The sequence below is a fragment of the Pseudomonas imrae genome (genome assembly GCF_046352735.2).
Classification (GTDB): domain Bacteria; phylum Pseudomonadota; class Gammaproteobacteria; order Pseudomonadales; family Pseudomonadaceae; genus Aquipseudomonas; species Aquipseudomonas imrae.
In genome coordinates this window covers 728,703-743,142 of record NZ_CP110853.2, presented here as the reverse complement: position 1 = coordinate 743,142, position 14,440 = coordinate 728,703, and the positions used below count along the sequence as shown (strand labels likewise).

Genomic DNA, 14,440 nt, shown 5'->3' with positions numbered 1-14,440 from the left:
GAGAAATCAGTCGATCTTGTTCAACACTTCGCCGACCGCATCGAACAAACGGTCCAGGTCCTGCGGCTTACTGTTGAAGGTTGGTCCGAACTGCAGGGTGTCACCGCCAAAGCGCACGTAGAAACCGGCTTTCCACAGCGCCATCCCCGCCTCGAAAGGACGCACGATGGCGTCTCCATCACGCGGTGCGATCTGGATTGCACCGGCCAAGCCATAGTTGCGGATATCGATAATGTTCTTGCCGCCCTTCAGACCGTGCAGCGCATTCTCGAAGTGCGGTGCGACTTCAGCCACGCTCTGCACCAGGCTTTCCTTCTGCAGCAGATCCAATGCTGCCAGGCCAGCGGCGCAAGCCACCGGGTGTGCCGAGTAGGTATAACCGTGGGGGAACTCCACCGCATATTCAGGCGTGGCCTGGTTCATGAAGGTCTGATAGATCTCGCTGCTGGCAATCACCGCGCCCATAGGAATCGCACCATTGGTGACTTGCTTGGCGATGCACATCAAGTCCGGCGTCACACCGAAGCTATCGGCGCCAAACATCGAGCCGGTACGACCGAAGCCGGTGATCACTTCATCGAACACCAACAGAATGTTGTGTTGATCACAAATCTCGCGCAGACGCTTGAGGTAGCCCTGTGGCGGTACCAACACGCCCGCGGAACCGGCCAGCGGTTCGACAAACACCGCCGCGATATTGGAAGCGTCATGCAGTTCGATCAACTTGAGCAACTCATCGGCCAAGGCAATCCCGCCCTGCTCCGGCATCCCGCGGGAGAACGCATTGCTCGCCAGCAGAGTGTGCGGCAGGTGGTCGACATCCATCATCGCCTGGCCAAACATCTTGCGGTTACCGTTGACGCCACCCAGGCTCGTGCCGGCGATATTCACACCGTGGTAACCACGGGCGCGACCAATCATCTTGGTCTTGGTCGCCTGGCCTTTAAGACGCCAGTAGGCACGCACCATCTTCACTGCCGTATCGGCGCACTCGGAGCCGGAGTCAGTGAAAAACACATGATTGAGGTTGCCAGGCGTCAGGTCGGTGATTTTTTCCGCCAACTGAAATGACAACGGATGGCCGTACTGAAAACCTGGCGAATAATCCAGGGTGCCAAGCTGCTTGGCCACCGCCTCCTGGATTTCCTTGCGCGTATGCCCGGCGCCGCAGGTCCAGAGGCCCGACAACGAATCGTAAACCCGACGCCCCTTGTCATCGATCAACCAACTGCCTTCGGCGCCCACAATCAGACGCGGGTCACGCTGGAAGTTGCGGTTAGCGGTGTAGGGCATCCAATGGGCATCCAGCTTCAATTGGCTGGCCAGGGAGGACGGGGCGTTTTCAGGCATGTTCATCAGCAAAACCTCGCAGGACATACGGCAGCGTCGGGATTGAAAAGCGTTCTTGCAGCTAAATTGCCACGAGGATAAAGTCGGTGAAATCCAACTCTTCTAACCTTCAGTCAGGGCTTTACTAAACTATGAGCAGCCGTCGCCCCGATCCCCTGGCACAAGTCAGCGACTTCGATATCCGCCTGTTGCGTATCTTTCGCAGCGTGGTGGAATGCGGTGGCTTCTCGGCGGCGGAGGCGGTATTGGGTATCGGGCGTTCGGCCATCAGCCAGCAGATGAGCGACCTTGAACAACGCCTGGGCTTGCGTTTATGCCAGCGCGGGCGCGCCGGGTTTTCGCTGACGGAGGAAGGTCGCGAGGTTTATCAGTCCGTGCTGCAGCTGTTAAGTGCGCTGGAAAGTTTCCGCACTGAAGTCAATGGCCTGCATCAACACCTGCGCGGGGAGCTGATCATCGGCCTGACCGATAACCTCGTGACCCTTCCTCACATGCGCATTACACATGCCCTGGCACAACTGAAAGAGCGCGGCCCGGACGTGCAAATCCAGATACGCATGATTGCGCCCAATGAGGTCGAGCAAGGCGTGCTCGACGGTCGCTTGCACGTCGGCGTGGTTCCTCAAGCCAGCGCCCTCTCGGGCCTGGAATATCAACCGCTGTACAGCGAACGCTCGCTGCTCTATTGCGCCGTCGGCCACCCTTTGTTCTACGCCGACGACAGGCAATTGGATGAGGAGCGCATCAATAGCCAAGATGCCATCGCACCAACTTTTCGCTTGCCGGCCGAAATTCAGGCCCATTATCAAGCCCTCAATTGCACCGCCAGCGCGTCCGACCGCGAAGGCATGGCCTTCCTGATCCTGACCGGTCGCTACATTGGTTATCTGCCTGATCACTACGCCAGCCTTTGGGTGCAACAAGGCCGGCTACGTGCCCTGAAACCTGCAGCGCGCTTCTATGACCTGAGCCTCGCTTCGGTCACACGCAAGGGACGTCGCCCCCATCTGGTCCTGGAAAGCTTTCTCGAAAGCCTTGCTGCGACCCGATAATACGGGACGTATGAATGAACAGCTTTTTGCAAGACCTGCGGGCCAGGCCCTTCAGCCTTGACGCTTTTATCGTATCGGGACTTGTCTGAGACTTGTGGGTGGGTTATCTGTGCATCAGTCGCATTCATCGATCTGCACGGAAACCTCCATGAGCCTCGAAGTTCCTGCCCACAACAACCACGCCGAAAAACCTGCAAGCCGCATTCGGCAAAAGAACGAACAAGCGATCATCCAGGCCGCCGAAGACCAATTCGCCCGTCATGGCTACAAAGGCACCAGCATGAACACCATCGCGACAAGCGCTGGGCTGCCGAAGGCCAACCTGCACTATTACTTCACCAATAAGCTGGGGCTTTACGTTGCGGTACTCAGCAATATCCTCGAACTGTGGGACAGCGCGTTCAACACGCTGACCGCCGATGACGATCCGGCTGAAGCACTGACCCGTTATATCCGGGCCAAAATGGAGTTTTCCCGGCGCCAGCCGCAAGCTTCGCGGATTTTCGCCATGGAGATCATCAGTGGCGGCGAATGCCTGACGGAGTATTTCAGCCAGGATTACCGCGCTTGGTTCAGTGGCCGGGCGGCAGTGTTCCAGGCCTGGATCGATGCGGGCAAAATGGACCCCATCGACCCGGTCCACTTGATCTTCCTGCTCTGGGGCAGCACCCAGCACTATGCCGACTTTGCCACTCAGATCTGTCGTGTTACCGGCCGCACCAAGCTGACCAAAAACGATATGGAAGACGCCGGCACCAACCTTATCCACATCATTCTCAAAGGCTGTGGCATCAAGCCACCCTTCTAAACGAAGCCATCCATGTCTTTTACGCTTACCGGCTTGTGCGAGTTGCGCGAAGAGATTCGCAAAAGCCGCTTTATCACCCTCGCCGCCCCCATTACCTGCCCCCAGGACGCTCAGGCGTTTATCGAGCAGCACAGCGACCTGAACGCCACGCATAATTGCTGGGCATGGAAGCTGGGCGGGCAATACCGCAGCAACGATGACGGAGAGCCCGGTGGCACGGCCGGGCGTCCGATCCTGGCAGCCATCGAGGCCCAAGACTTCGATCAGGTGGTGGTTCTGGTGATCCGCTGGTACGGCGGCATTCAACTGGGCACCGGCGGCCTGGCCCGGGCCTACGGCGGTGGCGCCAATAAGTGCCTGCAGAACGCCGAGCGCATCGAGCTGATCAGCCGCGTGCCGCTGACCTGCGCGTGCGGTTTTGCTGAACTGCCCTTGGTAAAACTACGTGTTGCCGAACTGGGCGGCTTGATGGTTGAGGAAACCTTCACCGCCAACGGCGTGGAGCTTCAACTGGCGCTGGGTGAAGCCCAGATCGACACATTGCAAACGCACCTGGCAGATTTAAGCCGCGGGCGAATCCGTCTGGAACGTTGAAATTGCCCACATCTACTGTGCACCTGCCTGTGGATAACCTGAGCACATCCGCCTGTAACCCTTCTGTCATAAGGCATTCAAAGCGTTGGTCATTTTTTATCCAGCTTGAGCCCAGCTGGAATTGCAGCAAAGACTCAGGCACCGTTGTTCACCGAACCCATGAACCTGCACCGCGAAGGAAGCTACTCATGTCTACGCCAAAAACTGCACTGGTCATCGGCGCCTCCCGAGGCCTTGGCCTTGGCTTGGTCAAACAACTGCTGGCGGATGGCTGGCAAGTCACCGCCACTGTGCGTGATCCGCAGAAGGCCGATGCCTTGAAAGCCCTCGGCCCGGCATCCATCGAACAGCTGGACATGGACGATCAACAAGCCGTGATTGCCTTGAGCCAACGCCTGAAGGCGCAGACTTTCGACCTGCTGTTCGTCAACGCCGGCATCAAGGGCCCGGCCAACCAGACACCGGGCCATGCGACCCAGGCCGAAGTCGGCCAACTGTTTTTCACCAACGCCGTAGCGCCGATCAACCTGGCACAGCGCTTTGCCCCGCACATTCGCAAAGACAGTGGCGTACTGGCATTTATGAGTTCGGTGCTGGGCAGCGTGACCATGCCCGACGCGCCGGACCTTGCGCTGTACAAAGCCAGCAAGGCCGCGCTGAACTCCATGACCAACAGCTTTGTCACGCAATTGGGCGAGCAGAAGTTGACGGTGCTGTCGCTGCATCCGGGCTGGGTCAAAACCGATATGGGCGGCGAAGGTGCCGACCTGGACGTGCAGACCAGCGTACAAGGCTTGATCACCCAAGTGAATGCCTATGCAGGCAAGGGTGGCCATCACTTTGTAAATTACCGAGGCGAAACCATACCTTGGTAATTCTCCTACGGGTCTATCACCGATTACCGGTGATAGACCCGGCTTTGGACTACACGTAGACTGCCCATCTCGCCCTCACCGGCGACCCTGGATCAGCAGACAGGGCAACACTGAGCTGGCAAACCTGAACCCATCATTCAGAGGAGCCGGCCAATGCCTGCGACCCGTATCTGGTTAAAAAACCCTCTTGCGATTTTCACCGCCAACACCCTCGACGCCCGTGGTGGCCTGGTGCTGCAGGACGGTGTAATCGTCGAAGTCCTCGCCCTCGGGCAACAACCTGCCACAGCCTGTGGACAAGTCTTCGACGCCCGCGAGCACGTGGTGCTTCCCGGTCTGATCAACACCCACCACCACTTCTATCAAACCCTGACCCGCGCCTGGGCGCCCGTGGTCAACCAGCCGTTGTTCCCGTGGTTGAAAACCTTGTATCCGGTATGGGCTCGCCTGACGCCCGACAAACTCGCGCTTGCCAGCAAGGTGGCGTTGGCCGAGTTGCTGCTTTCGGGTTGCACCACGGCAGCGGATCATCACTATCTGTTTCCCGAGGGCCTGGAAAACGCCATCGACGTACAGGTCGAAAGTGTCCGCGAACTGGGCATGCGCGCCATGCTGACCCGCGGCTCCATGAGCCTGGGCGAAGCGGACGGCGGGCTTCCGCCGCAACAGACGGTGCAGCAGGGCGAAGTTATCCTGGAAGACAGTCAGCGCCTGATCGCCCAGTACCATGAGCGTGGCGATGGCGCGCAAATCCAGATTGCCCTGGCACCTTGCTCACCGTTTTCGGTGACACCACAAATCATGGCCGCCAGCGCCGAGTTGGCCAACAACCTCGACGTACGCCTGCACACGCACCTGGCGGAAACCCTCGACGAAGAAGACTTCTGCCTGCAACGGTTTGGCCTGCGCACCGTGGACTATCTGGACAGCGTCGGCTGGCTGGGGCCTCGCACCTGGCTGGCCCACGGCATTCATTTCAATCCTGAAGAAATTACTCGCCTGGGGGCGGCCGGTACCGGTATCTGTCATTGCCCAAGCTCCAATATGCGCCTGGCCTCGGGCATTTGTCCGACCCTGGACCTGATCGCCGCCGGTGCCCCCGTCGGGCTGGGAGTGGACGGTTCGGCCTCCAACGACGCTTCCAATATGATCCTGGAAACCCGCCAAGCCCTGTATATCCAACGCTTGCGCTACGGAGCCGAGAAAATCACACCTGAAGGGGTACTCGGCTGGGCCACCCAAGGCTCGGCAAAACTGCTCGGCCGCACTGACATTGGCGAATTGGCCGTAGGAAAACAGGCCGACCTGGCGCTGTTCAAACTTGATGAACTGCGTTTCTCCGGCAGCCACGACCCGCTATCGGCACTGCTGCTGTGCGGTGCCGACCGTGCGGATCGCGTGATGGTGGGGGGCAAGTGGCGGGTGATCGACGGACAGGTCGAAGGTCTGGACCTTAAAGGCCTGATTGCCGATCACAGCCAGGCGGCGCGGGAGCTGATCGCAGGCTAAGACTAGAGCCCCAGCAGCGACAGCATGATAAAGGTCGCAAACAACACAAAATGGGTCATCCCTTCGATGGCGTTGGTTTCGCCATCGTTGAGGTTGATCGCACAGACAATCAGCGTGATAAACACCATCACCGTCTGCACTGGCGTCATTGCCATCTGAAACGGTTGGCCGGTGTACAGCGCCATTGCTTCCATTACCGGCACGGTCAGGATCACCGTCGACAGCGATGCACCCAACGCGATGTTGACCACCGACTGCATGCGATTGGCCAAGGCTGCGCGCAACGCAGTCAAGATCTCCGGCGCTGCCGATATTGCCGCCACTAGGATTGCCGTAATCACCGGAGGCGCACCCGTTCCCTCAAGGCCGAGGTCCAGGGTCTTGGACATCACCTCGGCCAATGCGCCAATCACCACCACCCCAAAGACCAGCGTCGCGATGGAGAATGTCAGATTGACCGACGAGGCTTCTCCCTGCGGCAACTGCTTGCGACGTTTTTCCGGGTAGCTGTAACTGAAGAAGTAACTGTGAGGTCCGACCTGCATCCGCAGGAACAAGGTGTACAACACCACCATCGCACCGATGGTGAAGGCCGAGTAAATCTTCCAGTCCGCCTCGGGAATAAATTCCGGCACCACCATCGACACACCCATGGCGGTGAGAATCATCACGCTGTAGGTTCGCGCCGAATCATCGTTGTAGGACTGTTCGCCATGCTTGATGCCGCCCATCAGCGCGGCCAGGCCGAGGATACCGTTGATGTCCAGCATCATGATTTTCTAGACACTCATCATGATCGCCAGGATCACCACTTCCACCAGCACGGCGGCGAGGGTAAGGATCATGGTGCCATAGGGATCGCCGACTTTTTCTGCCAACACCTCCGCATGGTGGGCCACGCGCATCGACGCCATGACGATAAAGCCGATCAGCACCAGGCCACCCAACAGCGCCACCATCTGCCCGCTATGCAGCAACCAGTGTTCCAGCGGATAGGCCACGATGGCGGCAACCAGCGCCAGCAACATGAATTTTTCTTGCTTGAGTGATGTGAGCATTGCAGGCCTTTTAGCGCAGCGAATCAGTCGTAGTTGGGGTACAGACTGCGCTGCGTCGCTAACGTTTCGTTACACCTTAGTTCAATCGGTGATTACTGCAGGCATGAAGAATGCTTACCGCTCGGTCAGGTTTTGCCGATTATTTCGGCCTTGGCCTGTAGAATGGCGCCATTGCACCTGATGAGAATTTGAAAATGTACGATTGGCTCAACGCCCTGCCCAAGGCTGAACTGCACCTGCACCTGGAAGGCTCACTGGAGCCGGAGCTACTGTTTGCCCTGGCCGAACGCAACAAGATCGCGCTGCCGTGGAATGACGTTGAAGCCCTGCGCAAGGCCTATGCCTTCAACAATCTGCAGGAGTTTCTGGACCTCTACTACAAGGGGGCCGACGTATTGCGCACCTCCCAGGACTTCTACGACCTGACGTGGGCCTACCTGCTGCGCTGCAAGGCCCAGAACGTGATTCACACCGAACCCTTCTTCGACCCGCAAACCCACACCGACCGAGGCATTCCCTTCGAAGTCGTGCTCAACGGTATCGCGGCGGCACTCAAGGATGGCGAACAGCAACTGGGAATCAGCAGCGGTCTGATCCTCAGCTTCCTGCGCCACCTGAGCGAAGAAGAGGCCGAGAAAACCCTCGACCAGGCGCTGCCGTTCCGGGACGCGTTTGTGGCCGTCGGCCTGGACAGCTCGGAAATGGGCCACCCGCCAAGCAAGTTCCAGCGCGTGTTCGATCGTGCCCGTGGTGAAGGTTTCCTGACCGTGGCACACGCCGGTGAAGAAGGCCCACCAGAATACATCTGGGAAGCTATCGATCTGCTGAAGATCCAGCGTATCGACCATGGGGTGCGCGCCATCGAAGACGAACGCCTGATGCAGCGAATCATCGACGAGCAGATCCCGCTGACCGTATGCCCGCTGTCCAACACCAAACTCTGCGTGTTCGATGATATGTCCCAGCACAACATCCTCGACATGCTCGAACGCGGGGTAAAGGTGACGGTGAACTCGGATGACCCGGCGTATTTCGGTGGTTATGTCACCGAGAATTTCCATGCGTTGCATACTTCGCTGGGCATGACCCAGGACCAGGCCAAACGCCTGGCGCAGAACAGCCTGGATGCGCGATTGGTCAAGCCATAACCAACGACCGCTGACCTCGCACTCCAACATGGGAACCGGGAATGCCCGGTTCCCACAGGGGCGGCGCGTCGCCCTTCAGACCTCGCTCAACTCCTCCAGCGTCTTGCCCTTCGTCTCCATCCCGAACAGCCACACCACCACAGCCGCCACAGCAAAACACAGCGCTCCCAGGGCAAACACCCCACCCTGCCCGGTAATTGGAAAAATCAACCCTGTTACCAATGGCCCAAACAAAGACCCCACACGCCCCACCGCTGAAGCGAACCCAGAACCGGTCGCCCGCGCCGACGTCGGATACAGCTCCGGTGTATAGGTGTAAAGCACCGCCCACATGCCAAACAGAAAGAACTGCATCAGTAGCCCGGTGCCAATCAGCAGGCCGACATTGCCACCAAACACCGCACTCTGCCCATATAAAAACGCCATCACCCCACCGCCCAGCAGGGTCACGATGCACACGGGTTTACGTCCCCAGCGCTCCACCAACCACGCTGCCATCAGAAAGCCCGGAATCCCGCCCAGGGAAATGATCACCGTGTAATACACCGACTGGGTCACGGCAAAACCAGATTGCTGCAACAGGGCACTCAGCCAGGACGTGAGGCCGTAAAAACCGAGCAAGGCAAAGAACCACACGCTCCAGATCATCATTGTGCGCTGGCGATACTGCGTAGACCACAATTGCTGGAACGCCGAGAAAAACGTCCCCGGCACAATCTCCAGCCGCGGCAAGCGCAGCGGTTCCGGCAACGGGCCGCCGCCCAGGGAATCACGCACACGCTGTTCGATACCCAGCAATACCTTATCCGCCGCGTCCGCGTGCCCGGCCTGCTCCAACCAACGTGGCGACTCCGGAATAAAGAAGCGAATCGCCAAAACAAACACCGCCGGCACGGCCAACACCAGGAAAATGTCACGCCAGCCAATCACCGGCAGCAGGAAATACGACAATACGCCCGCCGCGACAAACCCGAGCGGCCAGAAGCCATCCATCAAAGCGATATAGCGTCCGCGGCGCTTGGCCGGTATCAGCTCCGAGAGCATCGACTGGGCAATCGGGAACTCCATGCCCATGCCGATCCCCAACAGGATGCGAAACAACGTCAGCATCTCCACCGTCTGCGCCGTGGAGCACAGGTAACTGGCGATGCCCCACAGAACGATACTCCACTGAAACACCGGCTTGCGCCCGAAGCGGTCAGCCAACATTCCCGATAACGATGCCCCCACCACCATGCCGAAAAAGCTCGAACTGACCAATAGCCCGGCCTGCGCCGTACTTAAACCAAACTCGGCTTTGATTGATCCCAGCAGGAACGTCATCATCGCCAGGTCCATGGAGTCGAAGAAAAACGCCAGGGCAATGATGATGAAAATAAGTCGGTGGTAACCACTGATGGGTAACCGTTCCAGTCGTTCTGCCGCGCTATAGCCCTGAATGCCCATGCCCTGCCCCTCGTGTGGAAAATTCCCTGATCGAGTGTGCGGCATCGCCAAGCGCAGCATTCGCTGGATGCGACCTGATTAAAACCCTGAGCGACGCTAGCCCGCCGAGGCCACAGGCAACGGCGCCAGCCGGGCTATTTCCTGCCGGCCTGTTTCGGTGATCTGCAATGCAGCAGACTCATTGATGACTTTCAACCAGCCCGACTGCATGAACAATTGCAGCAACCCTGCGCCCAATGCCCCGCCCAGATGGGGCTGCTGCTCGCTCCAGTCAAAGCAGTCACAGGTGATGGGCGCTTTGCAGTTCTGGGCCAGCGCCTGGGTAAAGATGCCAAGACGCGCCAGATGGCGCGCGCCCAAGGGAGTGACGTCGATCCGTTGCTCGTGGCGTTCGATCCATCTGGCGACCCGCATTCGTTGGTAGAGCGCGACGGCCAGTTCGCCAGCCAAGTGGCCCTGGCAAAGTCGCGCCTGGCGCATCGAGGCCGGCGCAGCCAATACCGCCACCGGCCTGGAAGGTAGGCTACGGGCCACGCTCGCCACCGTGGTGCTGGCAAGGGCTTCGACCGCGGCACTCACATCGGGGGCGGCCACCCGAAAGAACCGCTTACGCCCACGGGCTTCCACCTGCAGCAAGCCGCCCGCTGCCAACCGGGCCAAGTGGGCATTGGCCGAAGGCGTCGATAAACCGGCCAGTGCCGCCAGTTCTTCGGAAGGTTTGGCCGAGCCGTCCATCAATGCCCATATCATCGCAGTGCGCTTGGGGTCGGCCAGTAATGTGGCGATCTGGCTGATACAAAGTGCGTGTTCCATTATTCACTCCCTGTTGAATCATTCGTCTGCTGCTCGTGGCTCGAAAGTATAGGTGCGAAAACTCCGTATTCCGTAGGGCCCGACAGGCAAACCGTAGACAGAGGCTGAGTGAAATTTCCCCGTATCCCCGGGTTATTGCCGTGTGTCCCACCGATGCGCCAACTGCTCGGTTAATTTCGCACAGCGAGCTACCAGCATTTCACGCAGGAGATTGATCGGCTTGCTCAATTGCGCACGATGGGCACACAGCAGGTTCAGAGGCGTTCGCTCGCCCCGCAGTTCCGGCAGGATCACCTGCAAACGGCCCGCCAGCACATCCTCACTGACATCCAGCCAAGACTTGTAAGCGATGCCAACGCCGGCCACCGCCCAACGGCGAACCACATCGGCATCATCACTGAAGCGATCGCCCGTCACCGTCAGGCTGATTTGCCGTCGACCATCGTCAAAGCTCCAGTGGTCGTGGACCCGACTGCCCAGCATGTAAAGCAGGCAATTATGTTGAGCCAACTGTTCCAACTGTCGCGGCTCGCCATGCCGGGCCAGGTAGCTGGGGGCTGCACACAACACCCGATAATTGTGCGGCGCAACAGGCAGGGCAACCAGGTTGGAGTCCTCGGGTTCGCCGTAGCGCAAGGCGATATCCACCGGCTGACGGAACAGATCGGCGATGCGGTCGCCCAGCAGCAAGCGCACACTTAATCGAGGATGCTCGCGCTGAAACTCATCCAGCCATGGCAACAGCACATTGCGTCCAAAATCCGAAGGCGCCGACAATTGCAACACGCCGCTGACGTGATCCTGACTGCTGGCCAGCAACCGCCGTCCTTCATCCAGTTGACTCAGCGCCGCACGAGCATATTGCAAAAACCCTTCACCTTCGGCCGTCAGGCGCAGACTACGGGTAGACCGTGCCAGCAGGCGTGCGCCCAATTGCTGTTCGATGCGCTTGAGCGCGGCACTCGCAACCGCCGCCGACATGTCCATGCCCCGTGCCGCCGCCGACAGGCTGCCTAAATCCGCCGCACGCACAAACAACTGCAAATCATCAAAACGCAGCATGGGTAGCATTCCGGCCAATTATCAAAAAAATATTGAAAGAGACTGTTCTTTTATCGGGTTTTATCTTCATGGGAAATAGCCAATGATCTTCTTAACCCGTTCAACTCATTTTTGGACTCACCATGAAAGCCATCGCTTACTACGCTGCCCTACCGATCAACGACCCCAAATCCCTGCAAGACATCGAATTGCCACAGCCCATCGCAGGCCCCCGCGACCTGGTGGTGGAGGTCAAGGCCATTTCAGTCAACCCGGTGGATACCAAGGTCCGCCAGAATGTATCCCCGCAGAACGGCGAGGCCAAAGTACTGGGCTGGGATGTGGCCGGTGTGGTCAAGTCTGTCGGCAAGGACGTGACGCTGTTCAAGGCCGGCGACAAGGTGTTCTACGCCGGCTCACTGGTACGTCCGGGCGCCAACAGCGAACTGCACGCAGTGGATGAGCGGATTGTCGGCCATATGCCCAAGAGCCTGGGCTTTGCCGAAGCCGCCGCGCTGCCACTGACCGCCATCACCGCCTGGGAACTGTTGTTCGAACGCTTGCAGGTGCGCGAAGGCAAGACCAACGAAGGGCAAAGCCTGCTGATCGTCGGTGCCGCCGGCGGCGTGGGTTCGATCCTCACACAACTGGCCAGCCAACTCACCGCCCTGAACGTCATCGGTACCGCTTCACGCCCCGAGACCCAGGCCTGGGCCAGGGATCTTGGCGCCCATCTGGTGATTGATCACAACCAACCGCTGAGCGAAGAGTTGAAGCACGCAGGCGTCCCGCAGGTGACCCACGTCGCCAGCCTGACCCAGACCGATCAGCATTTGGACCAACTGGTGGAGGCCCTTGTGCCTCAAGGCAAATTGGCGCTGATCGATGATCCCAAGGCGCTGGATGTCAGCAAGCTCAAGCGCAAGAGCCTGTCGCTGCACTGGGAGTTCATGTACACCCGTTCAATGTTTGAAACCACCGACATGATCGAGCAACACAATCTGCTCAACCGCGTGGCCGAACTGATTGACGCCGGTACCTTGAAAACCACCCTGGGCGAACACTTCGGCGTGATCAATGCGCAAAACCTGCGCCGGGCGCATGAGCTGCTCGAAAGCGGCAAGGCCAAGGGCAAGATTGTGTTGGAAGGTTTCTAGATAAACAGCTCTGTAGGCGCTGTCCGTTAGCTATGTGAGTAACGGACCGCACCGTTAGTCAGACACTTGATCCTTGTCATATTTAAGAGCGCATTCAGGTTTATATTGGCCGCCTTTGCCACGCAATCTTTTACGTGAGGAAGTCAGCAATGAAGATCCTGATAAAAGCGCTAGCAAAATCCCAAGGCAGTAAATGGCAGGTTATCCTCGACCAGAATACCGTTACCTTCCGCAGCGAGGCCGAGGCTCGCGCCTTCGCCAGCACCCTGCAAGGCCGCATCCAGGCCCCCCACCAGTTCCCCGAAAGCCAGCAACGCGCTGCTGGCTGAACCTTTAGTGATCAGACCTGCGCTTGCAAGGCTCTATCGCGCTGCAAGCGCCGGGTCCACATGGCCACAGTCACCGCCAAAACCCCGCACAAGCTGATGACCATCGCCATCGGCATGGCCGTGCCATTGTGCAGCACCCCGACCAACGACGCCGCGCCAGCCGCGATGCCAAACTGAATGCAGCCCAGCAACGCCGAGGCACTGCCCGCCCGCGTGCCCTGCCCGTTCATGGCGCAGGCCGAAGTGTTGGGCATGATGCAGCCCAAACTGGCGATACAAAGAAACAGCGGCACCAACAACGGCCACAACGCCTCGGTGTGCAATGCCGTCACTGCCAGCAACGCCAGCGCTGCCGCCAGATACACCCACACCGTGCGGGTCAGCAAAAATGCCGGACCCCGCTTGGATAACAACCGTGCGTTTACCTGGGCAACAAGGATGAAGCCCGCCGCATTGGTGCCAAACAGCCAACCGTAGTGTTCGGCCGGTACGCCATAAAGCTTGATGAATACAAAAGGCGAGCCGGCGATGTAGGCGAACATCCCGCCAATCGCTACACCACCCGTCAAGGCGTAACCGAAAAATACCCGATCTCCCAACAGTCGACCGTACTGGCGCAACGCCCCGGACAAAGGTTGCCGAGGCTGATTGGCCGGCAAACTCTCTGGCAAGCCGACCGCCACCGCCACGCCAGCGCCAACACTGAACACCGTCAATGCCAGGAAAATCGATTGCCAGCCATACAGGTTAACCATGACCCCGCCCAGCATCGGCGCAAGTATTGGCGCAAGCCCCACCACTAGCATCAGTTGCGAGAAAACCTTGGCCGAGCCCACCGCATCACATTTATCGCTGACCACTGCGCGGGAGATCACCATGCCCGCACAGCCGCCCAAAGCCTGCACGAAGCGCGCGCCAATCAACCACTCCAGCGACGGCGCATAGGCACAGGCAAAGGACGCCAGGGTGAACAAGGTCACACCACTCAACAGTGGGCCGCGCCGTCCGAAGCGGTCCGCCAGCGGCCCATAAATCAATTGACCAAGCGCCAGCCCGACGAAATACACCGCCAAGGTCAACTGGATATGTTTTTCATCGGTGCCGAATGCCACGGCCATCGCCGGGAACCCCGGCAGGTAGAAGTCGATTGCCAGGGGCGCAAATGCGCTCAAGGCCCCCAGGATCAAAATAATGCGAAGTTTCATCAGGCACCCAGGAAAGTCGGCAGCTCAACAGTCTAGCTGCGCTTGGGCACCTTGA

13 protein-coding genes and 1 pseudogene are annotated in these 14,440 nt (G+C 59.0%); 8 read left to right on the top strand and 6 right to left on the bottom strand.

Features of this window, described 5'->3' with window-relative positions:
* Nucleotides 1-6: 6 nt before the first annotated feature.
* A complete protein-coding gene (locus tag OQ460_RS03295) occupies nt 7-1,356 on the bottom strand; it encodes an aspartate aminotransferase family protein (RefSeq protein WP_410020483.1) in 1,350 nt (449 codons plus the stop codon).
* Between the two features lie 125 nt (nt 1,357-1,481).
* Here OQ460_RS03295 and OQ460_RS03290 point away from each other — a divergent pair, with 125 nt between their 5' ends.
* The 5 genes from OQ460_RS03290 (at nt 1,482) to OQ460_RS03270 (ending at nt 6,188) form a co-directional block, all read left to right on the top strand.
* On the top strand, nt 1,482-2,402 hold the full coding sequence (locus OQ460_RS03290) for a LysR family transcriptional regulator (protein WP_410020482.1): 921 nt from the start codon (nt 1,482-1,484) through the stop codon (nt 2,400-2,402).
* Nucleotides 2,403-2,550: 148 nt separating this feature from the next.
* Nucleotides 2,551-3,210, top strand: a complete 660-nt coding sequence (locus tag OQ460_RS03285; RefSeq protein ID WP_410020481.1) for a TetR/AcrR family transcriptional regulator — start codon at nt 2,551-2,553, stop codon at nt 3,208-3,210.
* A gap of 12 nt (nt 3,211-3,222) precedes the next feature.
* A complete protein-coding gene (locus OQ460_RS03280) occupies nt 3,223-3,804 on the top strand; it encodes an IMPACT family protein (protein WP_410020480.1) in 582 nt (193 codons plus the stop codon).
* A 188-nt stretch (nt 3,805-3,992) separates the two neighbouring features.
* Nucleotides 3,993-4,679 (top strand): SDR family oxidoreductase, encoded by a 687-nt coding sequence (locus OQ460_RS03275; protein ID WP_410020479.1) that lies wholly within the window; start codon nt 3,993-3,995, stop codon nt 4,677-4,679.
* 153 nt (nt 4,680-4,832) lie between these two features.
* On the top strand, nt 4,833-6,188 hold the full coding sequence (locus OQ460_RS03270) for an 8-oxoguanine deaminase (RefSeq protein WP_410020478.1): 1,356 nt from the start codon (nt 4,833-4,835) through the stop codon (nt 6,186-6,188).
* 2 nt (nt 6,189-6,190) lie between these two features.
* Here the strand turns inward: OQ460_RS03270 and OQ460_RS03265 are convergent.
* A pseudogene (locus tag OQ460_RS03265) lies at nt 6,191-7,246 on the bottom strand (calcium:proton antiporter).
* Between the two features lie 194 nt (nt 7,247-7,440).
* Here OQ460_RS03265 and OQ460_RS03260 point away from each other — a divergent pair.
* The gene (locus tag OQ460_RS03260) at nt 7,441-8,394 is read left to right on the top strand and encodes an adenosine deaminase (RefSeq protein WP_410020477.1); all 954 of its coding nucleotides are present in this window, start codon (nt 7,441-7,443) and stop codon (nt 8,392-8,394) included.
* A gap of 75 nt (nt 8,395-8,469) precedes the next feature.
* Here OQ460_RS03260 and OQ460_RS03255 read toward each other — a convergent pair whose 3' ends face one another.
* The 3 genes from OQ460_RS03255 to OQ460_RS03245 all read right to left on the bottom strand — a co-directional run bounded on the left by OQ460_RS03255 (nt 8,470) and on the right by OQ460_RS03245 (nt 11,715).
* Nucleotides 8,470-9,840 carry an MFS transporter gene (locus tag OQ460_RS03255; RefSeq protein WP_410020476.1) on the bottom strand — a complete coding sequence of 457 codons (1,371 nt, stop codon included), beginning with the start codon at nt 9,838-9,840 and terminating at the stop codon, nt 8,470-8,472.
* Between the two features lie 96 nt (nt 9,841-9,936).
* Nucleotides 9,937-10,653, bottom strand: a complete 717-nt coding sequence (locus OQ460_RS03250; RefSeq protein WP_410020475.1) for an ArsR/SmtB family transcription factor — start codon at nt 10,651-10,653, stop codon at nt 9,937-9,939.
* Nucleotides 10,654-10,785: 132 nt separating this feature from the next.
* Nucleotides 10,786-11,715: a LysR family transcriptional regulator gene (locus OQ460_RS03245; RefSeq protein ID WP_410020474.1), complete on the bottom strand. Its 930-nt coding sequence runs from the start codon at nt 11,713-11,715 to the stop codon at nt 10,786-10,788.
* Between the two features lie 122 nt (nt 11,716-11,837).
* On the opposite strand from OQ460_RS03245, the gene OQ460_RS03240 reads away from it, so the two are divergent.
* Nucleotides 11,838-12,851, top strand: a complete 1,014-nt coding sequence (locus OQ460_RS03240; RefSeq protein ID WP_410020473.1) for a zinc-binding alcohol dehydrogenase family protein — start codon at nt 11,838-11,840, stop codon at nt 12,849-12,851.
* Between the two features lie 149 nt (nt 12,852-13,000).
* Nucleotides 13,001-13,180: a hypothetical protein gene (locus tag OQ460_RS03235; protein WP_410020472.1), complete on the top strand. Its 180-nt coding sequence runs from the start codon at nt 13,001-13,003 to the stop codon at nt 13,178-13,180.
* An 11-nt stretch (nt 13,181-13,191) separates the two neighbouring features.
* On the opposite strand, the gene OQ460_RS03230 is transcribed toward OQ460_RS03235, so the two are convergent.
* Nucleotides 13,192-14,385, bottom strand: a complete 1,194-nt coding sequence (locus OQ460_RS03230; protein WP_410020471.1) for a multidrug effflux MFS transporter — start codon at nt 14,383-14,385, stop codon at nt 13,192-13,194.
* Nucleotides 14,386-14,440 lie beyond the last annotated feature (55 nt).

What these genes read in the sequence shown, in the direction of transcription:
- OQ460_RS03280 (WP_410020480.1), top strand. Translation starts at nt 3,223, where the DNA reads ATGTCTTTTACGCTTACCGGCTTGTGCGAGTTGCGCGAAGAGATTCGC.
- OQ460_RS03250 (WP_410020475.1), bottom strand. Translation starts at nt 10,653, where the DNA reads ATGGAACACGCACTTTGTATCAGCCAGATCGCCACATTACTGGCCGAC.
- OQ460_RS03275 (WP_410020479.1), top strand. Translation starts at nt 3,993, where the DNA reads ATGTCTACGCCAAAAACTGCACTGGTCATCGGCGCCTCCCGAGGCCTT.
- OQ460_RS03240 (WP_410020473.1), top strand. Translation starts at nt 11,838, where the DNA reads ATGAAAGCCATCGCTTACTACGCTGCCCTACCGATCAACGACCCCAAA.
- OQ460_RS03235 (WP_410020472.1), top strand. Translation starts at nt 13,001, where the DNA reads ATGAAGATCCTGATAAAAGCGCTAGCAAAATCCCAAGGCAGTAAATGG.
- OQ460_RS03260 (WP_410020477.1), top strand. Translation starts at nt 7,441, where the DNA reads ATGTACGATTGGCTCAACGCCCTGCCCAAGGCTGAACTGCACCTGCAC.
- OQ460_RS03290 (WP_410020482.1), top strand. Translation starts at nt 1,482, where the DNA reads ATGAGCAGCCGTCGCCCCGATCCCCTGGCACAAGTCAGCGACTTCGAT.
- OQ460_RS03230 (WP_410020471.1), bottom strand. Translation starts at nt 14,385, where the DNA reads ATGAAACTTCGCATTATTTTGATCCTGGGGGCCTTGAGCGCATTTGCG.
- OQ460_RS03285 (WP_410020481.1), top strand. Translation starts at nt 2,551, where the DNA reads ATGAGCCTCGAAGTTCCTGCCCACAACAACCACGCCGAAAAACCTGCA.
- OQ460_RS03255 (WP_410020476.1), bottom strand. Translation starts at nt 9,840, where the DNA reads ATGGGCATTCAGGGCTATAGCGCGGCAGAACGACTGGAACGGTTACCC.
- OQ460_RS03245 (WP_410020474.1), bottom strand. Translation starts at nt 11,715, where the DNA reads ATGCTGCGTTTTGATGATTTGCAGTTGTTTGTGCGTGCGGCGGATTTA.
- OQ460_RS03270 (WP_410020478.1), top strand. Translation starts at nt 4,833, where the DNA reads ATGCCTGCGACCCGTATCTGGTTAAAAAACCCTCTTGCGATTTTCACC.
- OQ460_RS03295 (WP_410020483.1), bottom strand. Translation starts at nt 1,356, where the DNA reads ATGAACATGCCTGAAAACGCCCCGTCCTCCCTGGCCAGCCAATTGAAG.